The sequence below is a fragment of the Streptomyces sp. DG1A-41 genome, assembly GCF_037055355.1.
Classification (GTDB): domain Bacteria; phylum Actinomycetota; class Actinomycetes; order Streptomycetales; family Streptomycetaceae; genus Streptomyces.
In genome coordinates this window covers 3,104,723-3,127,488 of sequence record NZ_CP146350.1, presented here as the reverse complement: position 1 = coordinate 3,127,488, position 22,766 = coordinate 3,104,723, and the positions used below count along the sequence as shown (strand labels likewise).

The 22,766-nt window shown below is 71.7% G+C and carries 15 protein-coding genes and 2 pseudogenes; 8 read left to right on the top strand and 9 right to left on the bottom strand.

The genetic code is table 11. The annotated features are described in order from the left end of the window. Window positions 1-99: 99 nt before the first annotated feature. Window positions 100-2,673: an aminopeptidase N gene (gene pepN, locus V8690_RS14505; RefSeq protein WP_338779036.1), complete on the bottom strand. Its 2,574-nt coding sequence runs from the start codon at window positions 2,671-2,673 to the stop codon at window positions 100-102. Window positions 2,674-2,764: 91 nt separating this feature from the next. After that, the gene (locus V8690_RS14500) at window positions 2,765-3,625 is read right to left on the bottom strand and encodes a LysR family transcriptional regulator (protein ID WP_338779034.1); all 861 of its coding nucleotides are present in this window, start codon (window positions 3,623-3,625) and stop codon (window positions 2,765-2,767) included. A 96-nt stretch (window positions 3,626-3,721) separates the two neighbouring features. Between V8690_RS14500 and V8690_RS14495 the strand changes: the two genes are divergently transcribed. After that, complete coding sequence (locus V8690_RS14495; RefSeq protein WP_338779032.1) at window positions 3,722-4,975, top strand: MFS transporter; 1,254 nt, start codon at window positions 3,722-3,724, stop codon at window positions 4,973-4,975. 5 nt (window positions 4,976-4,980) lie between these two features. Beyond that, window positions 4,981-5,463, top strand: coding sequence for a DUF1203 domain-containing protein (locus V8690_RS14490; protein WP_338779031.1), 483 nt, complete (start codon window positions 4,981-4,983; stop codon window positions 5,461-5,463). On the opposite strand, the gene V8690_RS14485 is transcribed toward V8690_RS14490, so the two are convergent. Continuing rightward, window positions 5,460-6,476 carry an aspartate-semialdehyde dehydrogenase gene (locus V8690_RS14485; RefSeq protein ID WP_338779029.1) on the bottom strand — a complete coding sequence of 339 codons (1,017 nt, stop codon included), beginning with the start codon at window positions 6,474-6,476 and terminating at the stop codon, window positions 5,460-5,462. The two genes, V8690_RS14490 and V8690_RS14485, sit on opposite strands and share 4 nt — an antisense overlap. Window positions 6,477-6,814: 338 nt before the next feature. Here V8690_RS14485 and V8690_RS14480 point away from each other — a divergent pair, with 338 nt between their 5' ends. Then, on the top strand, window positions 6,815-7,351 hold the full coding sequence (locus V8690_RS14480; protein ID WP_338785351.1) for a sigma-70 family RNA polymerase sigma factor: 537 nt from the start codon (window positions 6,815-6,817) through the stop codon (window positions 7,349-7,351). Window position 7,352: 1 nt separating this feature from the next. Beyond that, complete coding sequence (locus V8690_RS14475; RefSeq protein ID WP_338779026.1) at window positions 7,353-8,168, top strand: hypothetical protein; 816 nt, start codon at window positions 7,353-7,355, stop codon at window positions 8,166-8,168. A 70-nt stretch (window positions 8,169-8,238) separates the two neighbouring features. On the opposite strand, the gene V8690_RS14470 is transcribed toward V8690_RS14475, so the two are convergent. After that, window positions 8,239-11,535 (bottom strand): S8 family serine peptidase, encoded by a 3,297-nt coding sequence (locus V8690_RS14470; protein ID WP_338779024.1) that lies wholly within the window; start codon window positions 11,533-11,535, stop codon window positions 8,239-8,241. A gap of 219 nt (window positions 11,536-11,754) precedes the next feature. On the opposite strand from V8690_RS14470, the gene V8690_RS14465 reads away from it, so the two are divergent. The 3 genes and pseudogenes from V8690_RS14465 to V8690_RS14455 all read left to right on the top strand — a co-directional run bounded on the left by V8690_RS14465 (window position 11,755) and on the right by V8690_RS14455 (window position 15,404). Further along, window positions 11,755-12,222: an NUDIX hydrolase gene (locus V8690_RS14465; protein ID WP_338779022.1), complete on the top strand. Its 468-nt coding sequence runs from the start codon at window positions 11,755-11,757 to the stop codon at window positions 12,220-12,222. 231 nt (window positions 12,223-12,453) lie between these two features. Then, window positions 12,454-14,208, top strand: a complete 1,755-nt coding sequence (locus tag V8690_RS14460) for a TIGR03767 family metallophosphoesterase (RefSeq protein ID WP_338779020.1) — start codon at window positions 12,454-12,456, stop codon at window positions 14,206-14,208. A 71-nt stretch (window positions 14,209-14,279) separates the two neighbouring features. Beyond that, window positions 14,280-15,404, top strand: a pseudogene (locus V8690_RS14455) (serine hydrolase domain-containing protein). Between the two features lie 29 nt (window positions 15,405-15,433). Here the strand turns inward: V8690_RS14455 and V8690_RS14450 are convergent. Both V8690_RS14450 and pepN (V8690_RS14445) read right to left on the bottom strand, forming a co-directional pair. After that, window positions 15,434-16,473: pseudogene (locus V8690_RS14450) on the bottom strand (hypothetical protein). Between the two features lie 198 nt (window positions 16,474-16,671). After that, window positions 16,672-19,260: an aminopeptidase N gene (gene pepN, locus V8690_RS14445; RefSeq protein ID WP_338779018.1), complete on the bottom strand. Its 2,589-nt coding sequence runs from the start codon at window positions 19,258-19,260 to the stop codon at window positions 16,672-16,674. Window positions 19,261-19,396: 136 nt separating this feature from the next. Here pepN (V8690_RS14445) and V8690_RS14440 point away from each other — a divergent pair, with 136 nt between their 5' ends. Continuing rightward, complete coding sequence (locus tag V8690_RS14440) at window positions 19,397-20,035, top strand: DsbA family protein (protein WP_338779016.1); 639 nt, start codon at window positions 19,397-19,399, stop codon at window positions 20,033-20,035. A gap of 3 nt (window positions 20,036-20,038) precedes the next feature. Here the strand turns inward: V8690_RS14440 and V8690_RS14435 are convergent, their stop codons facing one another. The 3 genes from V8690_RS14435 to V8690_RS14425 are packed head-to-tail and all read right to left on the bottom strand — an operon-like array spanning window position 20,039 to window position 22,757. After that, on the bottom strand, window positions 20,039-20,266 hold the full coding sequence (locus tag V8690_RS14435) for a hypothetical protein (protein ID WP_338779014.1): 228 nt from the start codon (window positions 20,264-20,266) through the stop codon (window positions 20,039-20,041). After that, the gene (locus V8690_RS14430; protein WP_338779011.1) at window positions 20,266-21,306 is read right to left on the bottom strand and encodes a glycerophosphodiester phosphodiesterase family protein; all 1,041 of its coding nucleotides are present in this window, start codon (window positions 21,304-21,306) and stop codon (window positions 20,266-20,268) included. The genes V8690_RS14435 and V8690_RS14430 overlap by 1 nt, the downstream gene beginning before the upstream one ends. 26 nt (window positions 21,307-21,332) lie before the next feature. Continuing rightward, window positions 21,333-22,757: an FGGY-family carbohydrate kinase gene (locus tag V8690_RS14425; RefSeq protein WP_338779009.1), complete on the bottom strand. Its 1,425-nt coding sequence runs from the start codon at window positions 22,755-22,757 to the stop codon at window positions 21,333-21,335. Window positions 22,758-22,766 lie beyond the last annotated feature (9 nt).

Here is a 22,766-nt window from a genome sequence, read left to right as displayed (position 1 = left end):
CAGCCTCTGACGTCGAGAAGAGCCCCGCCCGCAGCTCTAACGAAAGGGGGGCGCCCGGCTCAGTGCCGGGCGCCCCCACAGTCGTACGGACGGGCACGGCTACTCAGCCGCCGCGTCCGCCCGCTGAGCCCTCAGTGCGCGCTCCACGCCCGCCCGCGACTCCGATACCAGCCGCCGCAGGGCCGCGTTCGGCTCGGCGGAGGCCAGCCAGGCGTCCGTCTTGTCCAGGGTCTCCTGGGATACCTGGACCGTCGGGTAGAGGCCGACGGCGATCTGCTGGGCCATCTCGTGGGAGCGGGACTCCCAGATGTCCTTGACCACCTCGAAGTAGCGGTCCGCGTACGGGGCGAGCAGCTCGCGCTGGTCGGTCTGGACGAAGCCGGCGATGACCGCCTCCTGCACGGCGTTCGGCAGCTTGTCGGAGTCGACGACCGACGCCCACGCCTCCGCCTTGGCCTCCGGGGTCGGGCGGGCGGCGCGGGCCGTGGCGGCGTGGCGCTCACCGGCGGCCGTACGGTCACGGTCGTACTCGCCCGCGATCTCCGTCTCGTCGAACCGGCCGACCGCCGCGAGCCGCTGTACGAACGCCCACCGCAGCTCCGTGTCGACGACCAGGCCCTCGATGGTCTTCGAGCCGTCCAGCAGGGAGTCCAGCAGGTCCAGCTGCTCGGGCGTGCGGGCCGTCGCGGCGAACGCGCGCGCCCACGCCAGCTGGTGGTCGCTGCCCGGCGCCGCCGCCCGCAGATGGGCCAGCGTCGCGTCGGTCCAGCGGGCCAGCAGCGCCTCGCGGGCGGCCGGGTCGGCGTACAGGTCGATCGCCAGCTTCACCTGGCGGTGCAGCGACTGCACGACGCCGATGTCGGACTCCTTGCCGATGCCGGACAGCACCAGCGAGAGGTAGTCGCGGGCCGCCAGCTCGGCGTCGCGGGTCATGTCCCAGGCCGACGCCCAGGACAGGGCGCGGGGAAGGGAGGACTCGAAGTCGCCGAGGTGTTCCGTCACGAAGGCCAGGGACTGCTCGTCCAGGCGGACCTTCGCGTAGGACAGGTCGTCGTCGTTGAGCAGGATCACGGCCGGGCGGCGCTTGCCCACCAGCTGCGGTACGGGCGTCCGCTCGCCGTCCACGTCCAGCTCGATCCGCTCGTCGCGGACCAGCTTGCCGCTGTCGTCGTCGAGTTCGTACAGGCCGACGGCGATCCGGTGCGGGCGCAGCGTCGGCTCGCCCTTCGCGCCGGCGGGCAGGGCCGGGGCTTCCTGGCGGATGGCGAAGGAGGTGACGACACCGTCCGCGTCCGTCTCGATCTCCGGGCGCAGGATGTTGATGCCGGCCGCCTCGAGCCACTTCTCCGACCATGTCTTCAGATCGCGGCCGGAGGTCTCCTCCAGGGCGCCCAGCAGGTCGGACAGGCGCGTGTTGCCGTAGGCGTGGCGCTTGAAGTAGGCCTGCACGCCCCGGAAGAACTCGTCCATGCCGACATAGGCGACGAGCTGCTTCAGGACGCTGGCGCCCTTGGCGTACGTGATGCCGTCGAAGTTGACCAGGACGTCGTCCAGGTCCCGGATCTCGGCCATGATCGGGTGGGTGGACGGCAGCTGGTCCTGCCGGTAGGCCCAGGTCTTCATGGAGTTGGCGAAGGTGGTCCACGCGTGCGGCCACCGGCTCCCGGGCGCGTGCGCCTGGCAGGCGATGGAGGTGTACGTGGCGAACGACTCGTTCAGCCACAGGTCGTTCCACCACTCCATGGTGACCAGGTCGCCGAACCACATGTGGGCCAGCTCGTGCAGGATGGTCTCCGCGCGCGTCTCGTACGCCGCGTCCGTCACCTTCGACCGGAACACGTACTGGTCGCGGATGGTCACCGCGCCCGCGTTCTCCATCGCGCCCGCGTTGAACTCCGGCACGAACAGCTGGTCGTACTTCTTGAACGGGTACGCGTAGTCGAACTTCTCCTGGAACCACTCGAAGCCCTGCCGGGTCACCTCGAAGATCGCGTCCGAGTCGAGGTACTCGGCGAGCGAGGGGCGGCAGTAGATGCCCAGCGGGACGGACTGGCCGTCCTTCTCGTACACGCTGTGCACCGAGTGGTACGGGCCGACGATGAGCGCCGTGATGTACGTCGAGATGCGCGGCGTCGGCTCGAAGACCCAGACGCTGTCACGGGGTTCGGGCGTGGGTGAGTTGGAGACGACGGTCCAGCCCTCGGGCGCCTTCACGGTGAACTGGAAGGTCGCCTTCAGGTCCGGCTGCTCGAAGCTCGCGAACACCCGGCGGGCGTCCGGCACCTCGAACTGGGTGTAGAGGTAGGCCTGGTCGTCGACCGGGTCGACGAAACGGTGCAGGCCCTCACCGGTGTTGGTGTACGCGCAGTCGGCGACCACCCGGAGGATGTTGCGGCCCTCCAGCAGGCCGCGCAGGGCGATCCGGGAGTCGGCGAAGACCTCGGCGGGGTCGAGGGAGTCCCCGTTGAGGGTCACCTCGTGCACGGCCGGGGCCACCAGGTCGATGAACGACTCCGCCCCGTTCTCCGCGACGTCGAAGCGCACCGTGGTCACGGACCGGTAGGTGCCGCCCTCCTGCGCGCCGGAGAGGTCGAGTTCGATCTCGTACGAGTCAACGGCGAGCAGCTTCGCCCGCTGCTGCGCCTCCTCGCGGGTCAGGTTTGTGCCAGGCACGCGGTCATCTCCTCGGTATGGGTGGGTTGCGCCATCTTTCCACGGCAGCTTCGCACGAGGCGACGACCTGGGGATCTCCTAGGGATACCCCTCACCCGGCGAGCGTCCGCGCGAACTCCCGTACCGCCGCCGTCTCCCCCTCCCGGTGCCACACGAGGCCGAGCGCCGACTCGGGCACGCCCTCCACCGGTACGAACACCACGTCCTCGCGCCGGTGGTAGGCGGCCGTGGGCCGGCACAGCAGCATGGCCGCGCGGCCCGCGGCGACCTGGGTCAGGCCCTCCTGGAGGGTGGTCACCGCCGGGCCGGGCACGGCGGACGGGGCGTGGACGGCCCGCCAGTAGGCGGGGGCCGGGGGAGCGGCCGTGACCAGCGGGGCCGCCGCCACCTCCGCCGCGGTCACTTTCACGAGGGACGCGAACGGGTGGTCCCGGCCGACCGCGACCGTCTGGGGCCGCTCGGAGAAGACCGGTCCCAGCACCAGGTCCGGCTCCTGGACGGGAAGCAGGACGACCGCCGCGTCCACCGCGCCCTCGCGCACGGCGCCGAAGGGATCGGCGAGCGGAATCTCCACCACGTCCGTCTCGCACTCCGGGTGCGCGGACCGGAAGTCCCGCACCGCCGCCGTCAGCCCGGTGTCCGCCGTCCCCTGGAAGCCGATCCGCAGGGCGCCCTCGACACCCCGGGCGGCGGCCCGCGCGTCGTCCACGGCCTCCCGCAGCCCGCCGTACGCCGGACGCAGCCGCTGCACGAACCGCTCGCCGAGCGGCGTCAGGGCGACCCGGCGGCTGGTGCGGTGCACCAGACGGCCCCCCACCCGGCGCTCCAGCGAGCTCAGCAACTGGCTCACCCGGCTCTGCGAGACGTACAGCCGCTCTCCGGTCCGGCCGAAGTGCAACTCCTCGGACAGCACCAGAAAGCACTCCAGCTCACGCAACTCCAGCCCCGCCACGGCCGTTTCCCCTCGGTTCCGATCGATCAGTCCCGCTCATGCAAGGGTGAGGACTTCGCCGTTGTTCCCGGGCGGGCCGCGCAAAAGGGTGGAGGCATGCCCTCCTCGAACTCCACGACGTCCATGACCACCGCCCCGCAGACCGGCACCGGCAGGCCGGCGCGCCTCTGGCCCGCTGTCCTGGCCCTGGCCACCGCCACCTTCGCCGTCGTCACCACCGAGATGCTCCCGGTCGGCCTGCTCACCTCGCTCGGCACCGGCCTGCGCGTCTCCGCCGGCACCGCCGGGCTCGCCGTCACCCTGCCCGGCCTGGTCGCCGCGGCGAGCGCGCCACTGCTGCCCGTCGCGGCCCGCCGCGCCGACCGGCGCACGGTGCTGTGCGCACTGCTGCTCCTCCTCGCGGCCGCCAACGCGCTGTCCGCCGTGGCCCCGCACATCGCCGTCCTGCTGCTCGCACGTGCCCTGGTCGGGGTGTGCATCGGCGGGGTGTGGGCGATCGCGGCCGGGCTGGGGACACGGTTGATGCCGCCGGACCGGGCGGGCCGGGCGACCGCGCTGATCTTCAGCGGGATAGCGGTGGCGTCGGTGCTGGGCGTCCCGGCCGGCACCTACCTCGGGGCACTCGCGGGCTGGCGCTGGGCGTTCGCCGCACTGGCCGCCCTCGCGGCGGCCGTGGCCGCAGCCCTGGCCCTCGCCCTGCCGCCGCTGCCCCTCGAACGCCCCGTCAGGCTCGGCACGTTCCCCGCCCTGCTGCGCACGCCGCCGGTGTCCCGGGGCCTGCTGGCGACAGCGCTGCTGGTCACCGGCCACTTCACCGCGTACACCTACGTCCGCCCGGTCCTGGAACGCGTCCCCGGCCTGGACGCGGGAACCATCAGTACCATCCTCCTCGGCTACGGCGCGGCCGGAGTCGCCGGCACCTTCGCGGGCGGATGGCTGGCGGACCGCGACCCACGCCGGGCCCTGCTGGTCATCGCGGCCGCGCTGGGCACGGTCGTCCTGCTGCTGGTCCCGGCGGCGGACTCACTCGTCGCCTCGACGCTCCTGCTCGTCGTCTGGGGCCTGGTCTACGGGGGCGTCTCGGTCTCCACCCAGAGCTGGCTGTCGGCCGCCGCGCCGAGGGCCCGCGAGGCAGGGTCGGCGCTCTTCGCGGGTGTCTTCAACACCGGGATCGCGCTGGGCGCGTTCACCGGGGGCCGCGCGGCCGACGCACTCGGCCCGACGGCGGTGCTCTGCGTGGGCGGCGGCCTGGCGCTCCTGGCCCTGCCGGCGATCGTACGGGCCGGGCGGCAGGGGGAAGAACGACGTCCGGAAACCGCCGGTGATCCGGTCCCGGGCGAGCAAGCCTGACGACCATGACGACGACGTACACCGCACAGCCCATCGCCCCGCGCGTCCTGAAGGAACTCCGCACGACGGACGACGCGGGCCGCCCCGCGGCCCCCTTCACCGACCCCGGGGGCGGAGCGCCCCTCCGCTGCTGCCTGGGCCGCAGCGAGCCGGGTGACCGCATCGCCCTCGTCTCGTACGCCCCACTACGCCGCTGGGCGGCGGAAAAGGGCGTCGACCCCGGCGCGTACGACGAAGTGGGCCCGGTCTTCATCCACGCCGACGACTGCCCGGGCCCGGACGCCGACGCGGCCCTGCCCTTCACCAACGCCCACCGCACGCTCCGCCGCTACTCCGCCGAGGGGCGCATCGTGGGCGGTCGGCTGGTCGAGGAGCCGGACGCCTTCGAGCAGGCCCTCGGGGAAGCGTTCGACGACCCGGCCGTGGTGCTCGTCCACGTCCGGGCCGTCGAATACGGGTGTTTCCTCTACGAGGTGCGCAGGGACTAGCCCTTCAGCTCGGCCGCCACCAGCTCCGCGATCTGGACCGCGTTCAGCGCGGCGCCCTTGCGGAGGTTGTCGTTGGAGACGAAGAGGGCCAGGCCGTTGTCCACCGTTTCGTCGCGGCGGATGCGGCCGACGTAGGACGGGTCCTTGCCGGCGGCCTGGAGGGGGGTGGGGATGTCGGAGAGCTCGACGCCCGGGGCGTCCTTCAGCAGCTCCGTCGCGCGCTCCGGGGAGATCGGGCGGGCGAAGCGGGCGTTGACCTGGAGGGAGTGGCCGGAGAAGACCGGGACGCGCACGCAGGTGCCGGAGACCTTCAGGTCGGGGATCTCCAGGATCTTGCGGGACTCGTTGCGGAGCTTCTGCTCCTCGTCGGTCTCGTTCAGGCCGTCGTCGACGATCGAACCCGCCAGCGGCAGCACGTTGAAGGCGATGGGCCGCTTGTAGACGCCCGGCTCGGGGAAGTCGACCGCCTCGCCGTCGTGCGTGAGCTTGTCCGCTTCGGCGACGACCTTCTGCGTCTGGCCGTGCAGCTCGGCGACGCCCGCGAGGCCGGAGCCGGAGACCGCCTGGTACGTGGCGACGACCAGGGCTTCCAGGCCCGCCTCCGCGTGCAGCGGACGGAGCACCGGCATCGCGGCCATCGTCGTGCAGTTCGGGTTGGCGATGATGCCCTTGGGGCGGTTCGCGATCGCGTGCGGGTTCACCTCGGAGACGACCAGCGGGACCTCCGGGTGCTTGCGCCACGCGGAGGAGTTGTCGATCACCACGGCGCCCTGGGAGGCGACCTTCTCTGCCAGCGCCTTGGACGTGGCACCGCCCGCGGAGAAGAGCACGATGTCCAGGCCGGTGTAGTCGGCGGTCGCCGCGTCCTCCACCGTCACGCCGTCCAGCTGGGTGCCCGCGGAACGGGCCGAGGCGAACAGGCGCAGTTCGGTGACCGGGAAGTTCCGTTCCGTGAGGATCCTGCGCATGACCGTGCCCACCTGTCCGGTGGCTCCGACGATTCCGACCCTCACGGCGACTCCCTCTCCTGCGTCTCTTCACGTGCTCGTTACTTGGCCGAGGCCTTTCCATCATGCGGCCGACCAAGGCCCGCCTGTCCACTTCTTTCCCCGGTCTGCCCGGGGTGTGGGACGACGTGTCCCGTTCCATGGTTGCGGACCTTCGGCGCCCACCCCCGCTGAGCTGGAGAAATTCGTTTACCGGGGGGTATACGCCGCAAGGTCGCCTGCCCCTGTTGTTCTCGGCCACACGGGAGTGTGACGTACGCCTCTGTCGTCCCGCCGGAAAAAGGTCCGAACGTTCCGGGCGGTGCCGGCGTCGTAGAAGAAACACGGTGAGGGGGTGGCTTGTGCTGCTGCGCGGAAGGGCCCGGCGCGGCCGGGAGGCGCACGCCGGTACCGGCGACGATCCGCTGGACGCGGCACAGGAGCGCCGGGTGCGGGCGGTGCTCGCGCTGGGCGGGGTGCCGCAGGCGGACCTGCCGGACGGGGTGCAGCAGGTCCGCCTGCGGTTGCTGGAGCGGGCCGCGAGCGGCCGGGAGGCGCCGCGGGACGTCTCGGCGTGGGTGGCGGTGGTCGCGTCCAACCTGGCCATGGACTGGCACCGGGCCAAGCGCCGCCAGGAGCGCCTCGGGGAGCGGCTGGCCGCCCTGCGGCAGCCGGCGCACCCCTCCGGCGAGGACACCAGCGTGCTGTCCGTCGCCGTCGCCCAGGGCCTGGACGAGCTGCCCGACGCCCAGCGGCAGGTCGTCGTGCTGCGTTTCTACGCCGACCTGCCGGTCCGGTCCATCGCCGAGCAGCTCGGCGTCCCTGAGGGCACGGTCAAGAGCAGGCTGCACGCGGCGGTACGGGCCCTGCGCGCCCGCCTGCACGAGGACGAGGTGGTGTGACATGCCCGCCCGGAACGACGACGACCGGCGCGACGCCGACTACGACGGCACGGACGCGCTGATGGCAGCGCTCCTCGACGAACCGCTGCCGGAGGGGGCCCGACGGGACCCGGCCTTCATGGCGGCCCACCGCTCGGCCACCGCGGACGTGGCCCTGCTGCGCGAACAGATGCTGCTGATCGGGGAGACGCTCGCACGCGACACCGGGACGGAGGCCGGGGCAAGCGGTGTCGAACCGGCCGTGGAGTCCCAGGAGGCAGTGTCGCCGTCCGGGCAGGGGGCCGGTGTGGTCTTGCTGGCCGGGCGGCGGAGTCGTCCACGGGCCCCGGTCGTGGTCCTGCGGGGGCTCGTCGCGGCCGTGGCCGCCGGCGTCGTGGTGGGTATGGGGTGGCTCGTCGTGCAGAGCGGTTACGGGTCGGGGGAGGACGCGGCGGGCAGCGCGGCCGCCGACAGCGCGCCCGGTCCGTTCCACGGCGAGCAGGAGTCCAAGCCCGGGCACGCCGGATACCTCGCCTGCGCCCGGATCGTGGCCGAGGGCACCGTCGCCGAGGTCGAACCGGTCCCCGGCACCGGCCAGGACCGCGTCACCCTCGACGTGGACCGCTCCTACAAGCCCGCCAGGGGCCAGGACCGGATCGTCTTCCCCATGGACGAGGGCGTCGACCCCCGGCCGCGGCCGGGCGACCACGTTCTCGTCGGGATCTCGCGCGGGCAGGCCCAGCCGGACCTGTGGAGCGTCGGGGAGAAGGAGATCGCCCCCGAACGGGCCTGGATCACCGCCGCCCTGCCCGCGTCGGAAACCCTTCCCTGCGAGTAGAAAGACCGAGGGTAGAAAGACCGAGGGCGGGCGTCCGGTCGGACGCCCGCCCTCGGATGCCGTCCAACCGCTACGGCACGACCTTCTCGATCTTCACACTGCCCATGCCCGCGGCCGTCCCGCGGGCGTTGACCAGCTGGACCCGGCCGAAGAACGCACGCCCCTCGGGCGCGGCCGCCGCGGCGGTGACGCTGCCCGAGACCGTCGCCGAGTCGCCCGTGCCGAGCTTCACCGGCGCCGACCCGTCGACGGTGACGCTGCCGAGGGAGGGAGCGAAGAACACGTCCCGGTAGTCGTACTCGGTCGTGCCGGCCGGCACCGAGTAGCCGATGACCTGGACGGTGTACTTGCCGGCGGCGGGCGAGGGCAGGGAGACCGACTCCTCCGAGTCGCCGTCCGCGGAGCTGCCGACCTGCTTGCCTGCGGCGTCGTAGACCACGAGGTCCAGGTCGGCGGCGGCGTCCGAGACGCGGCCGATGGCGACGTCCAGCGACTTCGCGCCCGCGGGCACCTCGACCGTGGTGGTCTGCGTCTCGCCGTGCTTGATCGACGGACGGGTCGTCTTGGAGGAGCCGAGCGGACCGCCCACCAGCTTGCCGTCGATCGCGGCGAAGCGGTTGGTCACCTTCCAGGAGGCGGCGGCCGGGGTGCCGGCCTTCGCCTCGGGCACGGTCACGGTCTCCGGCTCGAAGGCCACGCCGAGCACGGCGACGTCCAGCTGGTACGGGTTGTCGAGCAGCGGCGACGTACGGCGCGACTCGACCTCGATCTCCCACACGCCGGGCTGCGGGTTCGCGTAGGAACGCAGGTCCGGGCGGCAGGTGTTGGCCGGGTTCGAGTAGTTCGGGTAGCAGTTGACCGTCGACGTCGGGTCGGACGGGACACCGAACGGGTGGATGGAGATGAACCGGGTCTGGCTCTTGTCCTTCAGCCCGCTCATCGCGACCTCGAGCGTCTTCGCGCCCTCGGGCACGGTGACGTAGTAGTGCTGCGAGCTGTTGCGCTGCACCGAACCGGACGCGGAGAACGTGGACTTCAGCGGTGCGGAGACGACCACCGTGTGCAGGACCTGCTTGTCGATGCCCTCGGTCTTCGGGTCGTCGACCTCCAGGATCGCGCTCTTGATGCCCGCGGACTTCGGCGCGGCCTGGACCTTGACGGTGACCGGCTGGTTCAGCGGCAGCTTCACCTCGTCGGAGCCGACGATCCGGAACGTGCCGCCCGCGTTGTTCTCGAAGTGCAGCTCGTGCCGGATCGCCTTGTCGGCGCCCGACGTACGGGTGACGGTGACCTCGTACGTCTTCTTCTGGCCGGCCTTCAGGCCGCCCTCACGGTCGTACAGGCCCGTGCCGTAGCCGGGCGTCTTGAGCTTGTTGTCCAACGCGGTGTCGACCGGTGCCTTGACCGTGTACGCGTGCGAGGTGGCGCCGTCGCGGATCGAGTCCCAGGCGTCCTCGATGTTCATCAGGCCCGCGCCCTCCTCGTACGCCTGCACACCCTTGATGTGGTCGGCGGTCGAGGTGAGGGCCGTGCGCAGGGTCGCCGGGGTGAGGTCGATCTTCTTCTGCTGGGCGGCCGAGAGCAGCAGCGCGGCGGCGCCCGCGGCCTGCGGGGAGGCCATCGAGGTGCCCTGGAGCATGCCGTAGCCGGCCGGCAGGGAGTAGCCCGCCTCGGCGACCGGGGCGCCCGGCACCCAGGTCTGGATGGTGTTGACCGCGGCACCGGGGGCGACCAGGGTCGGGGTGAAGCCGCCGTCCTCACGCGGGCCGCGCGAGGAGAACGGCATCAGCGCGTACTTCTTCTCCACGGCCGAGCCGTAGTTGGCGGCCCAGGTCTCCTTGGAGACGGACGCGCCGACCGAGATCACCTTGTCGGCCAGGGCCGGGTCGCCGATGGTGTTGGTGCCGGGGCCGGAGTTGCCCGCGGAGATCACCAGTTGGACGCCGTAGGTGTCGATGAGGCGCGTGTACAGCTCGGCGCGCGCGTTGTTGCCGTCGTTCAGCGCCGGCAGGCCGCCGATGGACATGTTGACGATGTCGACGCCGCGCTTGGTGACGAGGTCGATCATGCCCTCGGCGAGCGCGACGTTGGTGCAGCCGCCGGACCAGGTGCAGGCGCGCGAGGAGACGAGCTTGGCGCCCGGAGCCGCGCCGTCCATCTTGCCGCCGAACAGGCCGTTGGCGGCGGTGATGCCGGCGACGTGCGTGCCGTGCTGGGACTGGATGACGCCGATGTTGACGAAGTCGGCCTTCGCACCGGCGCCGTTGTAGACGACGTCCTTGCGGATCTCGACGACGAACGGCTGCCGCTCGGCGACGTCGGTCTTCGGGTCGTCGGTGCCGAAGTACCCGATCTGGAAGCCGTCCTTGTACGGCTTCATCGCGGTGTCGTCACCGAAGTCGTTGTTGTTGTTCAGGTCGACCCGGACCGTGCCGGCGGCCGGGTCGTACAGCACGCCCCAGGCGTCCGTGGTGTCGCCGTCGCGGTTGGCGTCGCCCTTGGCGTCACCGCCGGTGGTGTACGACTCCTTGAAGGTGCTCACCCGGTACGAGCCCGAAGGCGCCGTCCAGGTCCTGCCGTCGTGCGTGAACGTGGGGCCCGAGACGGAGGTGTCCATCCGGCGCCACGTGTTGTCGTTGTCGACGAGCGGGTCCGTCGCCGTCACCCAGTCGACGATCTTCCGCTCGCCGGTCGTGGTCTTCTGGAGCGCCGGGTGGCCCAGGTCGACGCCGGAGTCCAGGATGCCGATGGTGATGCCGCGGCCGTCCGCCTTCGGATGGTCCTCGACGAAGTCGACCGCGCCCGTCTCGAAGGACGGGTTGTACGGGTTCTCCGCGGGGGTCTTCTTCCCCGGCGCAGGGTACGTCCCCGCGGCGGCCTCGGTGCCCTTGACGGCGTCCGCGGCCGGCGTCGGGTCGTCCAGCGGGATCTCCTCGCGCAGGTCGATGCCGTGCACGGAGGAGAGCTTGGCGGCGGCGGCGATGGCCGAGTCAGCCCGGGACGTCGGGACGGTGGCGCGGACGTAGCCCAGCTTGTCGTCGGCCCGGCCCACCGCGCCGCCCTTGACCGCGTCCAGCTGCCCGGCGACCTGCTCGGTCTGCCCGGGCGCGGTGGCGATCATCATCGTGACGGTCTTGTCGCCGTCGGCCTTGGCCTCGGCGAGCAGGTCCGCGTCGCCCGAACCGAGCTTGTCGTGCGCCGTCTTGACGTCGGTGTCGGCCGGGGCGGACGCGCCCGGCTCGTCGGCGGCGAAGGCCAGGGGGACCGGCCCGGCGGCACTGAGCGCGGCGACCAGGCCGGCCGCCACGGCGATGCGTGCCGCGCGTCTCCGGGCCGATATCGGGTCACGCTGCGGGGTGTTGGTCATCGGCATCCCTTGTAGGTAAAGGAACGAGCGGGAGCGACCGGGACCGATCGGCCCTGGTCGCGACCGTCCGGAACGCAGGCCCGGACGATCGCACAGCTTTACGCAAGGGGAGGTTCTTTGGGGAGCGTTGACCGAAACGAAATGGATGTATGGGGAAAACCCGCGATGCGTTTTGCGAGCATGAGTCCTGAAGGCGGCGAAATCGGTTAACGTCCCGTAGTGCGCCAGAAGTTGAGGGTGGCGGCCTACGCCGTATGCGTCCGTGACGGACAGATTTTGCTCGCCCGCTCCCCGGCTGACGACGGCACCCCCGAGTGGGTCATGCCGGGCGGCGGCATGGAGCACGGCGAGGACCCCTACGACACCGTGCGGCGGGAGGTCGAGGAGGAGACCGGGTACCGCATCGAGGTCACCGGACTGCTCGGCGTGGACTCCTCCCGCCGCGTCTTCCGCGACGGCATCGGGCGTGCCGTCGACCATCACGCCGTCCGCTTCGTCTACGAGGGCCGGATCACCGGCGGCGAACTGCGCAACGAGGTGAACGGCTCCACCGACCTCGCCGCCTGGCAGGACCTGGACGCGGTGCCCGGACTGGTCCGCGTGGGGATGGTCGACATAGCACTGCGCCTGTGGCGGGAGCGGCCGGTCACCGGACGGCTCGCCGACGTCATGGAGGAGGTGGAATAGGTGCAGTACCCCGGAAGATGAACACCGCGTGACCGACTCCGGGCCGTTCCAGGAGCGACCGACGACGCGCAGGGTAGTCCAAGATCCACGTACGGTGATCGGCGCTGCCCGTTGCCGCCGCGTTTACGCGCAGGTCATTCCCAGTGCCAACGATCCAGTACGAGCGGGATGTTCGCGTGCCGGACATCCCGCGACCACTGCCGACGCGTTCGCACTCGGGGAGAGAAGCGCATGTCGCGCACACGCTCAGTCGCCGGCTCCGGCCAGGGCATCCACCGTCGTTCCGTGCTCGCCGCCACCGGAGCGGTCGCCCTGTCCGCCGGCGTCGGTTACGCCCTGCGGCCCAGCGACAGCCAGGCCGCCACCGCCAAGGAGACCACCGAGGCCGTCGCCGCCTCCTCCCGTCAGGCACCGGCCGCGCCGCTGGCCCCGTACACCAAGGGCACGACCGTGGCGTCCGTGGCCACCCCGCGCGGCTCCGGCTACCGGCGGCTGGGCGACGGACCAGGCTGGCGGCGGGTCGTGCGCTCCGACCTGGCCGCGCCCAAGTCCGGCCGCGCCGGGCGCCGTACCGCGCTCGCGGCGTTCGTGCAGCTCACCGACCTGCACATCATCGACGCCCAGCACCCGCTGCGCCTGGAGTACCTGCGTTCGGCCGACGTGCACGCCTGGCGGCCGCACGAGGTGCTGACCGTGCAGGGCGCGATCGCGCTGGTGGAGCGGATCAACGCGCTCCGCGGCGCACCCGTCACCGGCGCCCCGCTGCACTTCGCCATGACCACCGGCGACAACACGGACAACAACGCCAAGTCCGAGCTGGAGTGGTTCCTGAAGATCATGAGCGGCGGGCGCATCACGCCCAACACCGGGGATCCGCGCCAGTACGAGGGCGTCCAGAACAGCGGCCTCAAGCAGTACTGGCAGCCGGACGCCGCGGTCCGCGACTCCGACAAGCAGGTCGGCTTCCCGCACCTCGACGGCTTCCTCAAGGCAGCCATCCGCGAGGTTCAGAGCCCCGGCCTCAACCTGCCCTGGTACTCCACCGTCGGCAACCACGACTCCCTGCCGATGGGCTGCTACGCCTCGCACGGCGACTCCTACCTCACCGAACTCGCCGTCGGCGGCAAGAAGCTGATGAACGTGTCCGCCGCCGAGGCACAGCGGCTCCAGACCCTGATCAAGAAGGCCCGGGACCCCGAGGGCGTCCGCTACCACGACTTCCTCGAGACCCACGCCCGCGCCATGCGCTCGGTCACCCCCGACGAGAGCCGCGCCCCCTTCACCCCGGCCGAGTACATCCGGGCGCACCTGGACCCGGCCTACCGCGGCGTCGGCCCGGCCGGCCACGGCTACTCCTCGGCCAACCTCGACACGGGCACCCAGTACTACGCCTTCCGCGTCTCGGACGACGTCATCGGCATCAGCCTGGACACCACCGACGCGGGCGGCCACTACGAGGGCTCGCTCGGCACGGCCCAGCTGAAGTGGCTCGACCGGACCCTGCGGGAGAACAAGGACTCCTACGCGGTGATCTTCAGCCATCACACCAGCAAGACGATGACGAACACCCGCGTCGACCCGGCCCGCCCCCAGGAGCGCCGGCACAACGGCCAAGAGGTCCTCGCTCTCCTCGGCGGCCACCGCAACGTGCTCGCCTGGGTGAACGGCCACATCCACAAGAACGTCATCACCCCGCACGCGATGTCCGGCGGCGGCTCCTTCTGGGAGATCTCCACGGCCTCCCACGTCGACTATCCCCAGCTCGCCCGGGTCATCGAGCTGGCCGACAACAAGGACGGCACGGTCTCCCTGTTCACCACGCTCGTGGAGTCCTCGGCCCCGCACCGCACGGACTTCTCCGACCTCTCCCAGACCGGCCTCGCGGCCCTCTACCGCGAGCTGTCCCTCAACGCCCCCGGCGCGAGCACGACCCTCGGCGGCGACCCGGAGGACCGCAACACCGAGCTGGTGCTCAAGAAGGGATGAATCCCGCTCAACCGCCCGGTGCCGGTCAACCCGGGCCGGGCGGCCGGGTCCCTCCGGACATGAAGTAACGCGTGACGACGACGGCCCTGACGGCAGTGGCGCTGTCGGCGGCCCTGGTGGCGCCCGCACTGGCGGCGGCTCCGGCTGGAACGCACGGCGACCACGACGCGACCCGGAGGGCGGCGCGGGCCACTGTCGCGGACGGCGTGCCGGGCGGGACGCTGACGGTACGGCGGGGCCACGGCGCCTGGGCGACCACGGCAGGCGTCGGCAACCTGAAGACGGGCAAGCCGCGTTCGACGCAGGACCACTACCGGGTCGCCAGCATCTCCAAGACGTCCGTGGCCACGGTCGTGCTGCAACCGGAGGGGAAGCTCTCGCTCGACGAGACGGTGGAGAAATGGCTGCCCGGCGTGGTCCGGGGCCTCGGCCACGACGGCCGCCGGACCACCCTCCGCCGGTTCCCGGACCACACCAGCGGCATCTTCGACCACCTGGAGGACCGTGGCTTCCAGCAGAGGTACATGACCGCGGACGGCTTCATGAGGCACCGCTTCGACGAGGCGACCCCCGAGGACCTGATCGCCTTCGCCCTGCGCAACGAGCCGTACTTCGAGCCGGGCGCATCCTGGGAGTACTCCAACACCAACTACGTCCTGGTCGCGCGGGTGATCGAGAAGGCCACGGGCGGCGACTACGGCGGCGGGATCGACCGGCGCGTCATCGCCCCCCTGCACCTGACCTCCACGTCCGTCCCGACCACCCGGGTCTCCCTGCCCCGGCCCAGCAGCCGCGCCTAATCCAAGCCGGCGAAGACGGACAGGGGCCCGACGTACGACGTCACGGAACTGAACGCGCGTCTGGCCTACGGCTCGGGCCAGATGGTCTCCAGCTCGGCCGATCTGAACCGCTTCTACTCGGCCCTGCTCCGCGGCAGGCTGCTGCCGCCCGAGCAGCTGAAGAAGATGAAGACCACGGTCGCGTCCAGTCGGGAGACCTGCCGCTACGGCCTGGGGCTCGTTGACCGCAAGCTCAGCTGCGGCGTCCACGTCTGGGGCCACGACGGCGGCATCAGTGGCTCCAACTCGGACGCCGTGACGACCGAGGACGGCCGCCACATGCTCGCCGTGAACTTCAACGGCGACTGGTCGGGCAGCACCCGCGCGATCATCGAGGCGGAGTTCTGCGGAAAGTAATCCCTGCTGGTCCTGCCCCCTGTCCGTCACTACCGGGGCAGGACCACGACATACGCGGCCGGGTCGCGATCGGCCGAGGCCATCAGGGCCGTGCGGACCACCGTCGCCTGCTGTTCCAGGGAGTCACGGAGCTTTCTGGGCGTGATGTGGACGACCGTGATGCCGAGGCGCTCCAGGTGCTCGCGCTTGCGGGCGTACTCGGACCACAGGGCGTCGTCGTCCTGCCGGGGCGCCCGCGTGTCCAGCTCCAGCGCCACCGCCTGGTCGGGCCAGTACGCGTCCAGGCCCCCGAGGTGGGGACCGCCGGGCAGGCGCAGGTCCACGTTCCAGAGCGGGTCGGGCAGGTCGTACTCGCGCACCATCCGGTACAGGCGGTCCTCCGCGATCACCCGGCCCTCCGCCAGCAGGGACTCGATCGCGTCCACCACGTGCGGACGGCTCAGCAGCCGCGCCTGGTTCAGCTCCCGCACCACCGCCGCCGGCTCGCAGTGGGCCCCGCGCACCGCCTCCGTCATCAGACGGCGCACGGTGCCGGCGTCCGCCAACTCGGCCACCGCGTCGGCCAGCGCGCGGGCGACCGGGGCCACCGGCAGGCCCGTGACCTGCTCGGGGGCGGGCAGCGCGCCGCCACGGACGATGCGCGCGCAGCCCGTCGAGCGCAGCCGGCGCAGCCGCGGGACCAGGACGTCGATCGTGTCCAGGGACGACAGCGGGGGAGTGGAGGAGAAGCCGTGCAGCGTCAGGGCGGCCAGGCCGGTGATCATCGCCTCCGGGTAGGCGGGGGCGTGCGCCTCGCCCGCGCCGGGCTGGGCGGGGACGCCCGTGCCGCGCTCCCGCGCCGCGTACATCAGCACCGCGTGCAGCCGCTCCTCGCTGGTCGGCGGGCCCGGGTGGAGCAGGACGACGCCCGGGAGGAGTTGCTGCCAGGGTCCGCCGGGGCGGCACTGCTCGTTCGTCTCGGACGTCGAGACGCCGTGCGAGCGGAGCCGCGCGACCGTCATCACGCGGAGCCGGCCGCGGCCGGACAGGTCGTGCAGGGGGCGGGGGAGAGCGGCGTGTTGTGGGTCATGACCGGGGGTTTCCCGCGCCCGATCCCCCCTTTAACCGCTGTTACACACCCGTCGACAAATACGGACAAGCCCGCACTAAAGGACGCTTGTTCGGATGCCGAAAACCCCTGGTCCGCTCGGGTGCGGGCCAGGGGTTACGGCGGCCGGAGCAGCCATCTGGTAACGGTGGCGGATCAACAGGTCTCAGGCCAAAGGTCTCAGTCGACCGCCGACCCGGCCGCCGCGTCGCACTCCTGCCCCCGCAGGGCCCGCGCCAGGTCGTCCCGGGCCTCCAGCACCAGCCGGCGCAGGGCCGGGGCCGCCTCCCGGTGGGTCTCCAGCCACGCGTCCGTGGCGTCGAGGGTGTCCCGGGACTGCTGGAGCGACGGGAACATGCCCTGCACCACGTCCATCCCGATCTGGATCGACCGCTCGGCCCACACCCGCTCGATCGCCGCGAAGTACTTCTGCGCGTACGGCGCGAGCAACTCCCGCTGGGAGCCCTGGGAGAAGCCTGCGATGGTCGCCTCGACCATGGCGTTGGACAGCGCGTCCGACTCCACGACCCGCGCCCACGCCTGTGCCTTGACCGCCTCCGACGGGCGGGCGGCCAGACAGCGCACCTGGTGGCGCTTGCCGGAGGCCGTGTCGTCCCGGGCCAGCTCCTCGGCCAGCGCCTTCTCGTCCACCACTCCGTGCGCGGCCAGCGGCTCCAGGAACGCCCACCGCAGCTCCTGGTCCAGGTCGAGGCCCTCGACCGACGCCGTGCCCGCCAGCAGGTCGCTCAGCAGCTCGAAGTCGGCCTCGGCGGTGGCCGTCCGGGCGAAGAAGCGCGCCCACGCGAGCTGGTGCTCGCTGCCCGGCCCGGCCTCGTGCAGCTCGCGCCGCGCGCCCTCGGCGAGCAGCCGGCCGCCCGTCTCCCGCCAGCCGGGCGCCGCGTAGTACGTCACCGCCGAATCGGCCCACGCGTGCAGCATCTGCACCACGCCGATCTCGGACTCGCTCCCCGCGAACCGCAGCACCAGGTCCACGAAGTCCCTCGCCGGGAGCAACGCGTCCCGCGTCATGTTCCACAGCGCCGACCAGCACAGGGCGCGCGCCAGCGGGTCGGTCACCGACCCCAGGTGCTCGCGCAGCGTCGCCAGCGAGGTCTCGTCGAAGCGGATCTTGCAGTACGTCAGGTCGTCGTCGTTGACCAGGACCAGATCGGGCGCCTCGGCGCCGGACAGTTCCGCCACGACCGTCCGCGGGCCGTCGACGTCCACCTCGGCGCGCGCGTACCGCTCGACCGCCCCGCCGCCCGTCACCCGGTACAGGCCCACCGCCACCCGGTGCGGGCGCAGTTCCGGATGCGACTCGGCCGCCTCCTGCACCACGGCCAGCTCCTCGACGCGGCCCTGCGGGTCCAGCAGCAGCTGCGGCGTCAGCGAGTTCACCCCGGCCGTCTGGAGCCAGGACCGCGCCCAGGCGCTCATGTCCCGGCCGCTGGTCTCCTCCAGCACCGACAGCAGGTCACCGAGGCGCGTGTTGCCGTACGCGTGCCGCTTGAAGTAACGCCGGGCGCCCTCCAGGAACGCGTCCTGGCCGACGTACGCCACGAGCTGCTTCAGCACCGACGCGCCCTTGGCGTAGGTGATGCCGTCGAAGTTCAGCTTGGCGTCCTGGAGGTCGCGGATGTCCGCCGTGATCGGGTGCGTGGAGGGCAGCTGGTCGGCCCGGTAGGCCCACGCCTTGCGGCGGTTGGCGAAGGTGACCCAGCCGTTGACGAAGCGGGTCGCGCCGACCAGCGAGAACTCGCCCATGAAGTCCGCGAACGACTCCTTCAGCCACAGGTCGTCCCACCACTCCATGGTGACCAGGTCGCCGAACCACATGTGCGCCATCTCGTGCAGGACGACGTTGGCCCGGCCCTCGTAGGAGGCCTGCGTCACCTTGCCCCGGAAGATGAACTCCTCCCGGAACGTCACCAGACCCGGGTTCTCCATCGCACCAAGGTTGTACTCGGGCACGAACGCCTGGTCGTACTTCCCGAACGGGTACGGGTAGTCGAAGTGGTCGTGGAAGAAGTCCAGGCCCTGCTTGGTCACCAGGAAGACGTCGTCGGAGTCGAAGTGGGGCGCGAGGCCCTTGCGGCACAGCGCGCCGAGGGGGATCTCCAGCGTCGTGCCGTCCGCGAACGTACGGGAGTACGTGTCCGTCACGTAGTGGTACGGGCCCGCCACCACACAGGTGATGTACGTCGAGATCGGCTTGGTCTCGGCGAACCGCCACACCCCGTCGGCCCGTTCACCGACCCCGTTGCTCCACACAGTCCAGCCCTCCGGGGCCCGCACCTCGAAGCGGAACGGGGCCTTGAGGTCGGGCTGCTCGAAGTTGGCGAAGACGCGGCGGGAATCGGCCGGCTCGTACTGGGTGTACAGGTACACCTCGCCGTCCTCGGGGTCGACGAAGCGGTGCAGGCCCTCGCCGGTGCGGGAGTAGGCGCACTGTGCGTCGACGACCAGCTCGTTGTCGGCGGCCAGGTCCTCCAGCGTGATCCGCGAGCCGTCGAAGACCTCGCCGGGGTCCAGATCCCGGCCGTTGAGTGAGACCGCCGTCACACTCGGCGCGATCAGGTCGGCGAAGCTGCTCGCGCCGGGCTCGTTGCAGCGGAACCGGACGGTCGTGACCGACCGGAACGTGCGGGGCCCGCCGGTGTCGTCCGCACCGACCGCGGACCGCAGGTCGAGGGACACCTCGTACCCGTCGACGCCGATCAGGGCGGCCCGCTCCCGGGCCTCGTCGCGGGACAGATTCTCACCGGGCACGGGCGGAACTCCTCAAGCGTCATGGGATACGGCTGAACGCACAGATCCTGCCACGTGCCCCTGAGGCGGGGCGGCCGGGAATGACCGGGGCGAGCGGTGGTGTTCCCGGAGAAACGGTTTCCTCACGAGGAGAGACATGTCGGACAAGACCCCCGTCGACTTCTGGTTCGACCCGCTGTGCCCCTGGGCGTGGATGACCTCCCGTTGGGTGCTGGAGGTGGAGAAGGTCAGGGACATCGAGGTCCGCTGGCATGTCATGAGTCTCGCCGTGCTCAACGAGGACAAGCTCGACGAGCTGCCCGAGGAGTACCGCGACCTGCTCGAGACCAAGGCGTGGGGTCCCGTCCGGATCGTCATAGCGGCACAGCAGGAGCACGGCGCCGAGGTGCTGGGCGACCTCTACACCGCGCTCGGCACCCGCATCCACAACAAGGACGAGGGCCCCGGCAAGGAGACGGTCGCCGCTGCCCTGAAGGACGTCGGTCTGCCCGAGTCCCTCATGGAGCACTGGGACGCCACCCGGTACGAGCCGGAGCTGCGCGCCTCCCACAAGGAGGGCATCGAGAAGGTCGGCCAGGAGGTCGGCACCCCGGTCATCGCCGTGCCCGGCGCCGACGGTGAGCAGATCGCCTTCTTCGGCCCGGTCGTCACCCCGGCCCCCAAGGGCGAGGAGGCCGCCCGCCTGTGGGACGGCACCCTCGCCGTGGCCTCGGTGCCCGGCTTCTACGAGATCAAGCGCACCCGCACCAAGGGGCCGGACTTCAGCAACCTGTGAGCCTCACTCGGCGGGGGCGGCCTGGATCCGGAGTTCCTCCGGGAGCAGGCCGTCCTCGCCACGGTTGAGGTAGCGCTGATACCAGCGGCAGCCGAGCGCGGTGCAGCGCCAGTAGTCGTCCACGAAGTGACCGTCCCCCTTCTCCGCCAATACGGCCGCCCGCTCGGCGGAGTTGAACCTCCGGAACTCCTGCATGGTGCCGCAGGTCCGGCACGCCCGGCTCACCGTCATCAGCCCCTCCTCGCCATCACCGCCAGGTCGGGGAAGTCGGTCACCACCGCATCGACTCCCAAGCGGTAGTACAGCGCGTACTCCGCGAACGCGTCCCCGAAATCGGTGCTTCCGGTACCGCGCCGGAATTCGGTCGGCAGGAACTGGTTCTCCGCCCGGAAGGTGTACGGCCCCACGCGCAGGCCCGCCGCGTGGGCGTCCGCGAGGAGTGACGTGCCGACGAGCGACGACTTGTCCGGGCCGATCCAGTCCGCGTACTCGGCGATCGCGGCCAGGCCCGACGGCGTCATCATGTCCCGGTAGGTCGTCGTGGGCAGGTCGTACGGCCCGCCCGTCGTCCCCAGGGCCTGCCACAGCGGTACGCCCAGGCCCGTCATGCGCTTCAGGCTCGTCGGCTCGAAGGACTGCACGACGCACTCGCGCCGGCCGAGCCGGCCCAGGCGGATCGCGGCCGCCAGCTTCGGCTCCAGCGGCAGGCCGATGGAGCGGAAGTACGTCGGGTGCTTGGTCTCCGGGAAGACGGCGATCGTCCGGCCGTGCGTCTTCGACAGCTTCCGCGCCAGGTCCACGACCTCCTGGAAGGTCATGACCTCCTCACGCCCGTCGAAGACCGTGTTGCGGTTGCGGACCTGCGGCAGCCGCTCCACCGCCCGCAGCGTCTTCAGCTCGGCGAGGGTGAAGTCCTCCGTGAACCATCCGGTCACGGACCGGCCGTCGACCGTCTTCGTCGTGCGGCGGTCCGCGAACTCCGGGTGGCGGGCCACGTCGGTGGTCTGGGAGATCTCGTTCTCGTGCCGGACCACCAGCACATGGTCCTTCGTCGGCACCAGGTCCGGTTCGATCCAGTCGGCGCCCGTCTGCACGGCGTACGTGTACGAGGCGGCCGTGTGCTCGGGGCGCCAGCCGGCCGCGCCGCGGTGGCCGATGACCAACGGCCCACTGGCAGGGGCCGCGTGCGCGGGTGCCGCGAGCGCGGGTACGGTCGCGGCCGCCGGGGTGGCGGCGGCCGCGAGAAGGAGAGATCGGCGTCTCAGGTGCATCCAGTTCCCTTTCGCCATCCGGATGTTCAGGTCCTTGCCCGGGCCCGTGCCCCGGCAAGCCGGGCCAGGTGCTCTTCGTACCCCTTCGTGTAGTACGCGGCCCGGCCCCGGTCCGGCTCGACGACCTCCGTCGGACGCGTCCACACCTGCGCGTCCAGCGGCACGCCGTACCGCTCGGCCGCCGCGAGGACCGCGCCCCGGGCACCCACCTCGCCCTCGACGACCCGCAGCGGCCGGCCGAGCACATCGGCGAGCAGCCGCATCCAGGCCGGGCTGCGGGTGCCGCCGCCGCAGACGGCCAGGTTCCCGTCGAGGCCCGCCGCCTCCAGGCAGTGCCGGGCGGCATAGCCGATGCCCTCGCAGGTGGCACGGACCAGATCGCCCCGGGTCGACTCCAGGGACACGCCGGTGAGTTCGGCGCGCAGCCGTGGCTCGACGAAGGGGGCGCGTTCACCGGAGGGCGCGAAGTACGGCAGCACGCGCACGCCGTTCGCGCCCGGCGGGGTGTCGGCCAGCAGGCCGTCCACCTCGTCGTGCCGCACCCCCGTCGTCGACAGCACCCAGTCCAGGGCCGCCGTGCCGACCATCGCGGGCATGGCGCGCAGCCAGTGACCGGGCCGGTCGGTGGAGATGTACAGGCCGGCCGGTTCACCCGTCAGGTCCAGCTCGGTCGTGGAGACCAGGCTGGCCAGGCAGGTCCCGACGATCAGCAGACCGTCCCCCGGGGCCGTCACCCCGGCGCCCAGCGCACAGGCCGGCAGATCGTACGGGCCGTTCGCGATCCGGGTGCCGGACGGCAGGCCCTCGCCCCGCGCCTCGGCCGTCGCGACCGGGTCGCTGACGGGGGCCAGCAGGCGGCGCCGGTGCGTGAGTCCCAGCAGCTCCACGACCCGGTTGTCGTACGTCCGGGTGCGCGGGTCCAGGAAGGGCATCGAGGCGTCCGACACATCCGTCGTCGGACCCGCCCCCGTCAGCCGCTGGAACACCATGTCCTTGCAGTAAAGGGCGGCCTTCGCGGCATCCAGCGCCTTCGGTTCGTTGCTGTCCAGCCAGGCCAGCAGCGGCCCCGGACAGCCCGGGAACATCGCGCTGCCCGTGTGCCGGAACACCGTCTCGAACGTACCGTCGGCCAGCCACCGGTCGACCAGCTCGTGCGCCCGCCCGTCCATCCAGGAGGCCGCCGCCCGTATGGGCCGACCCTCGCCGTCGACCAGCCAGACCCCGTCGCCCTGCCCGGTGAGCCCGGCGAGCTCGACCGGCTCCGGGACCCGTCCGGTGACCTCGTCGAGCACGGCGACGACCGCCGCGTACACCTCGTCCATGTCCTGCTCGACGAACCCGCCGTGCAGTTTCAGGTCCACCGGGCGGGACGCCACGGCCAGTTCCCGGCCCCTGTCGTCAAAGGCCGCGGCCTTGACCATGGACGTGCCCACATCGATACCGACGTACATGCGGCTCTC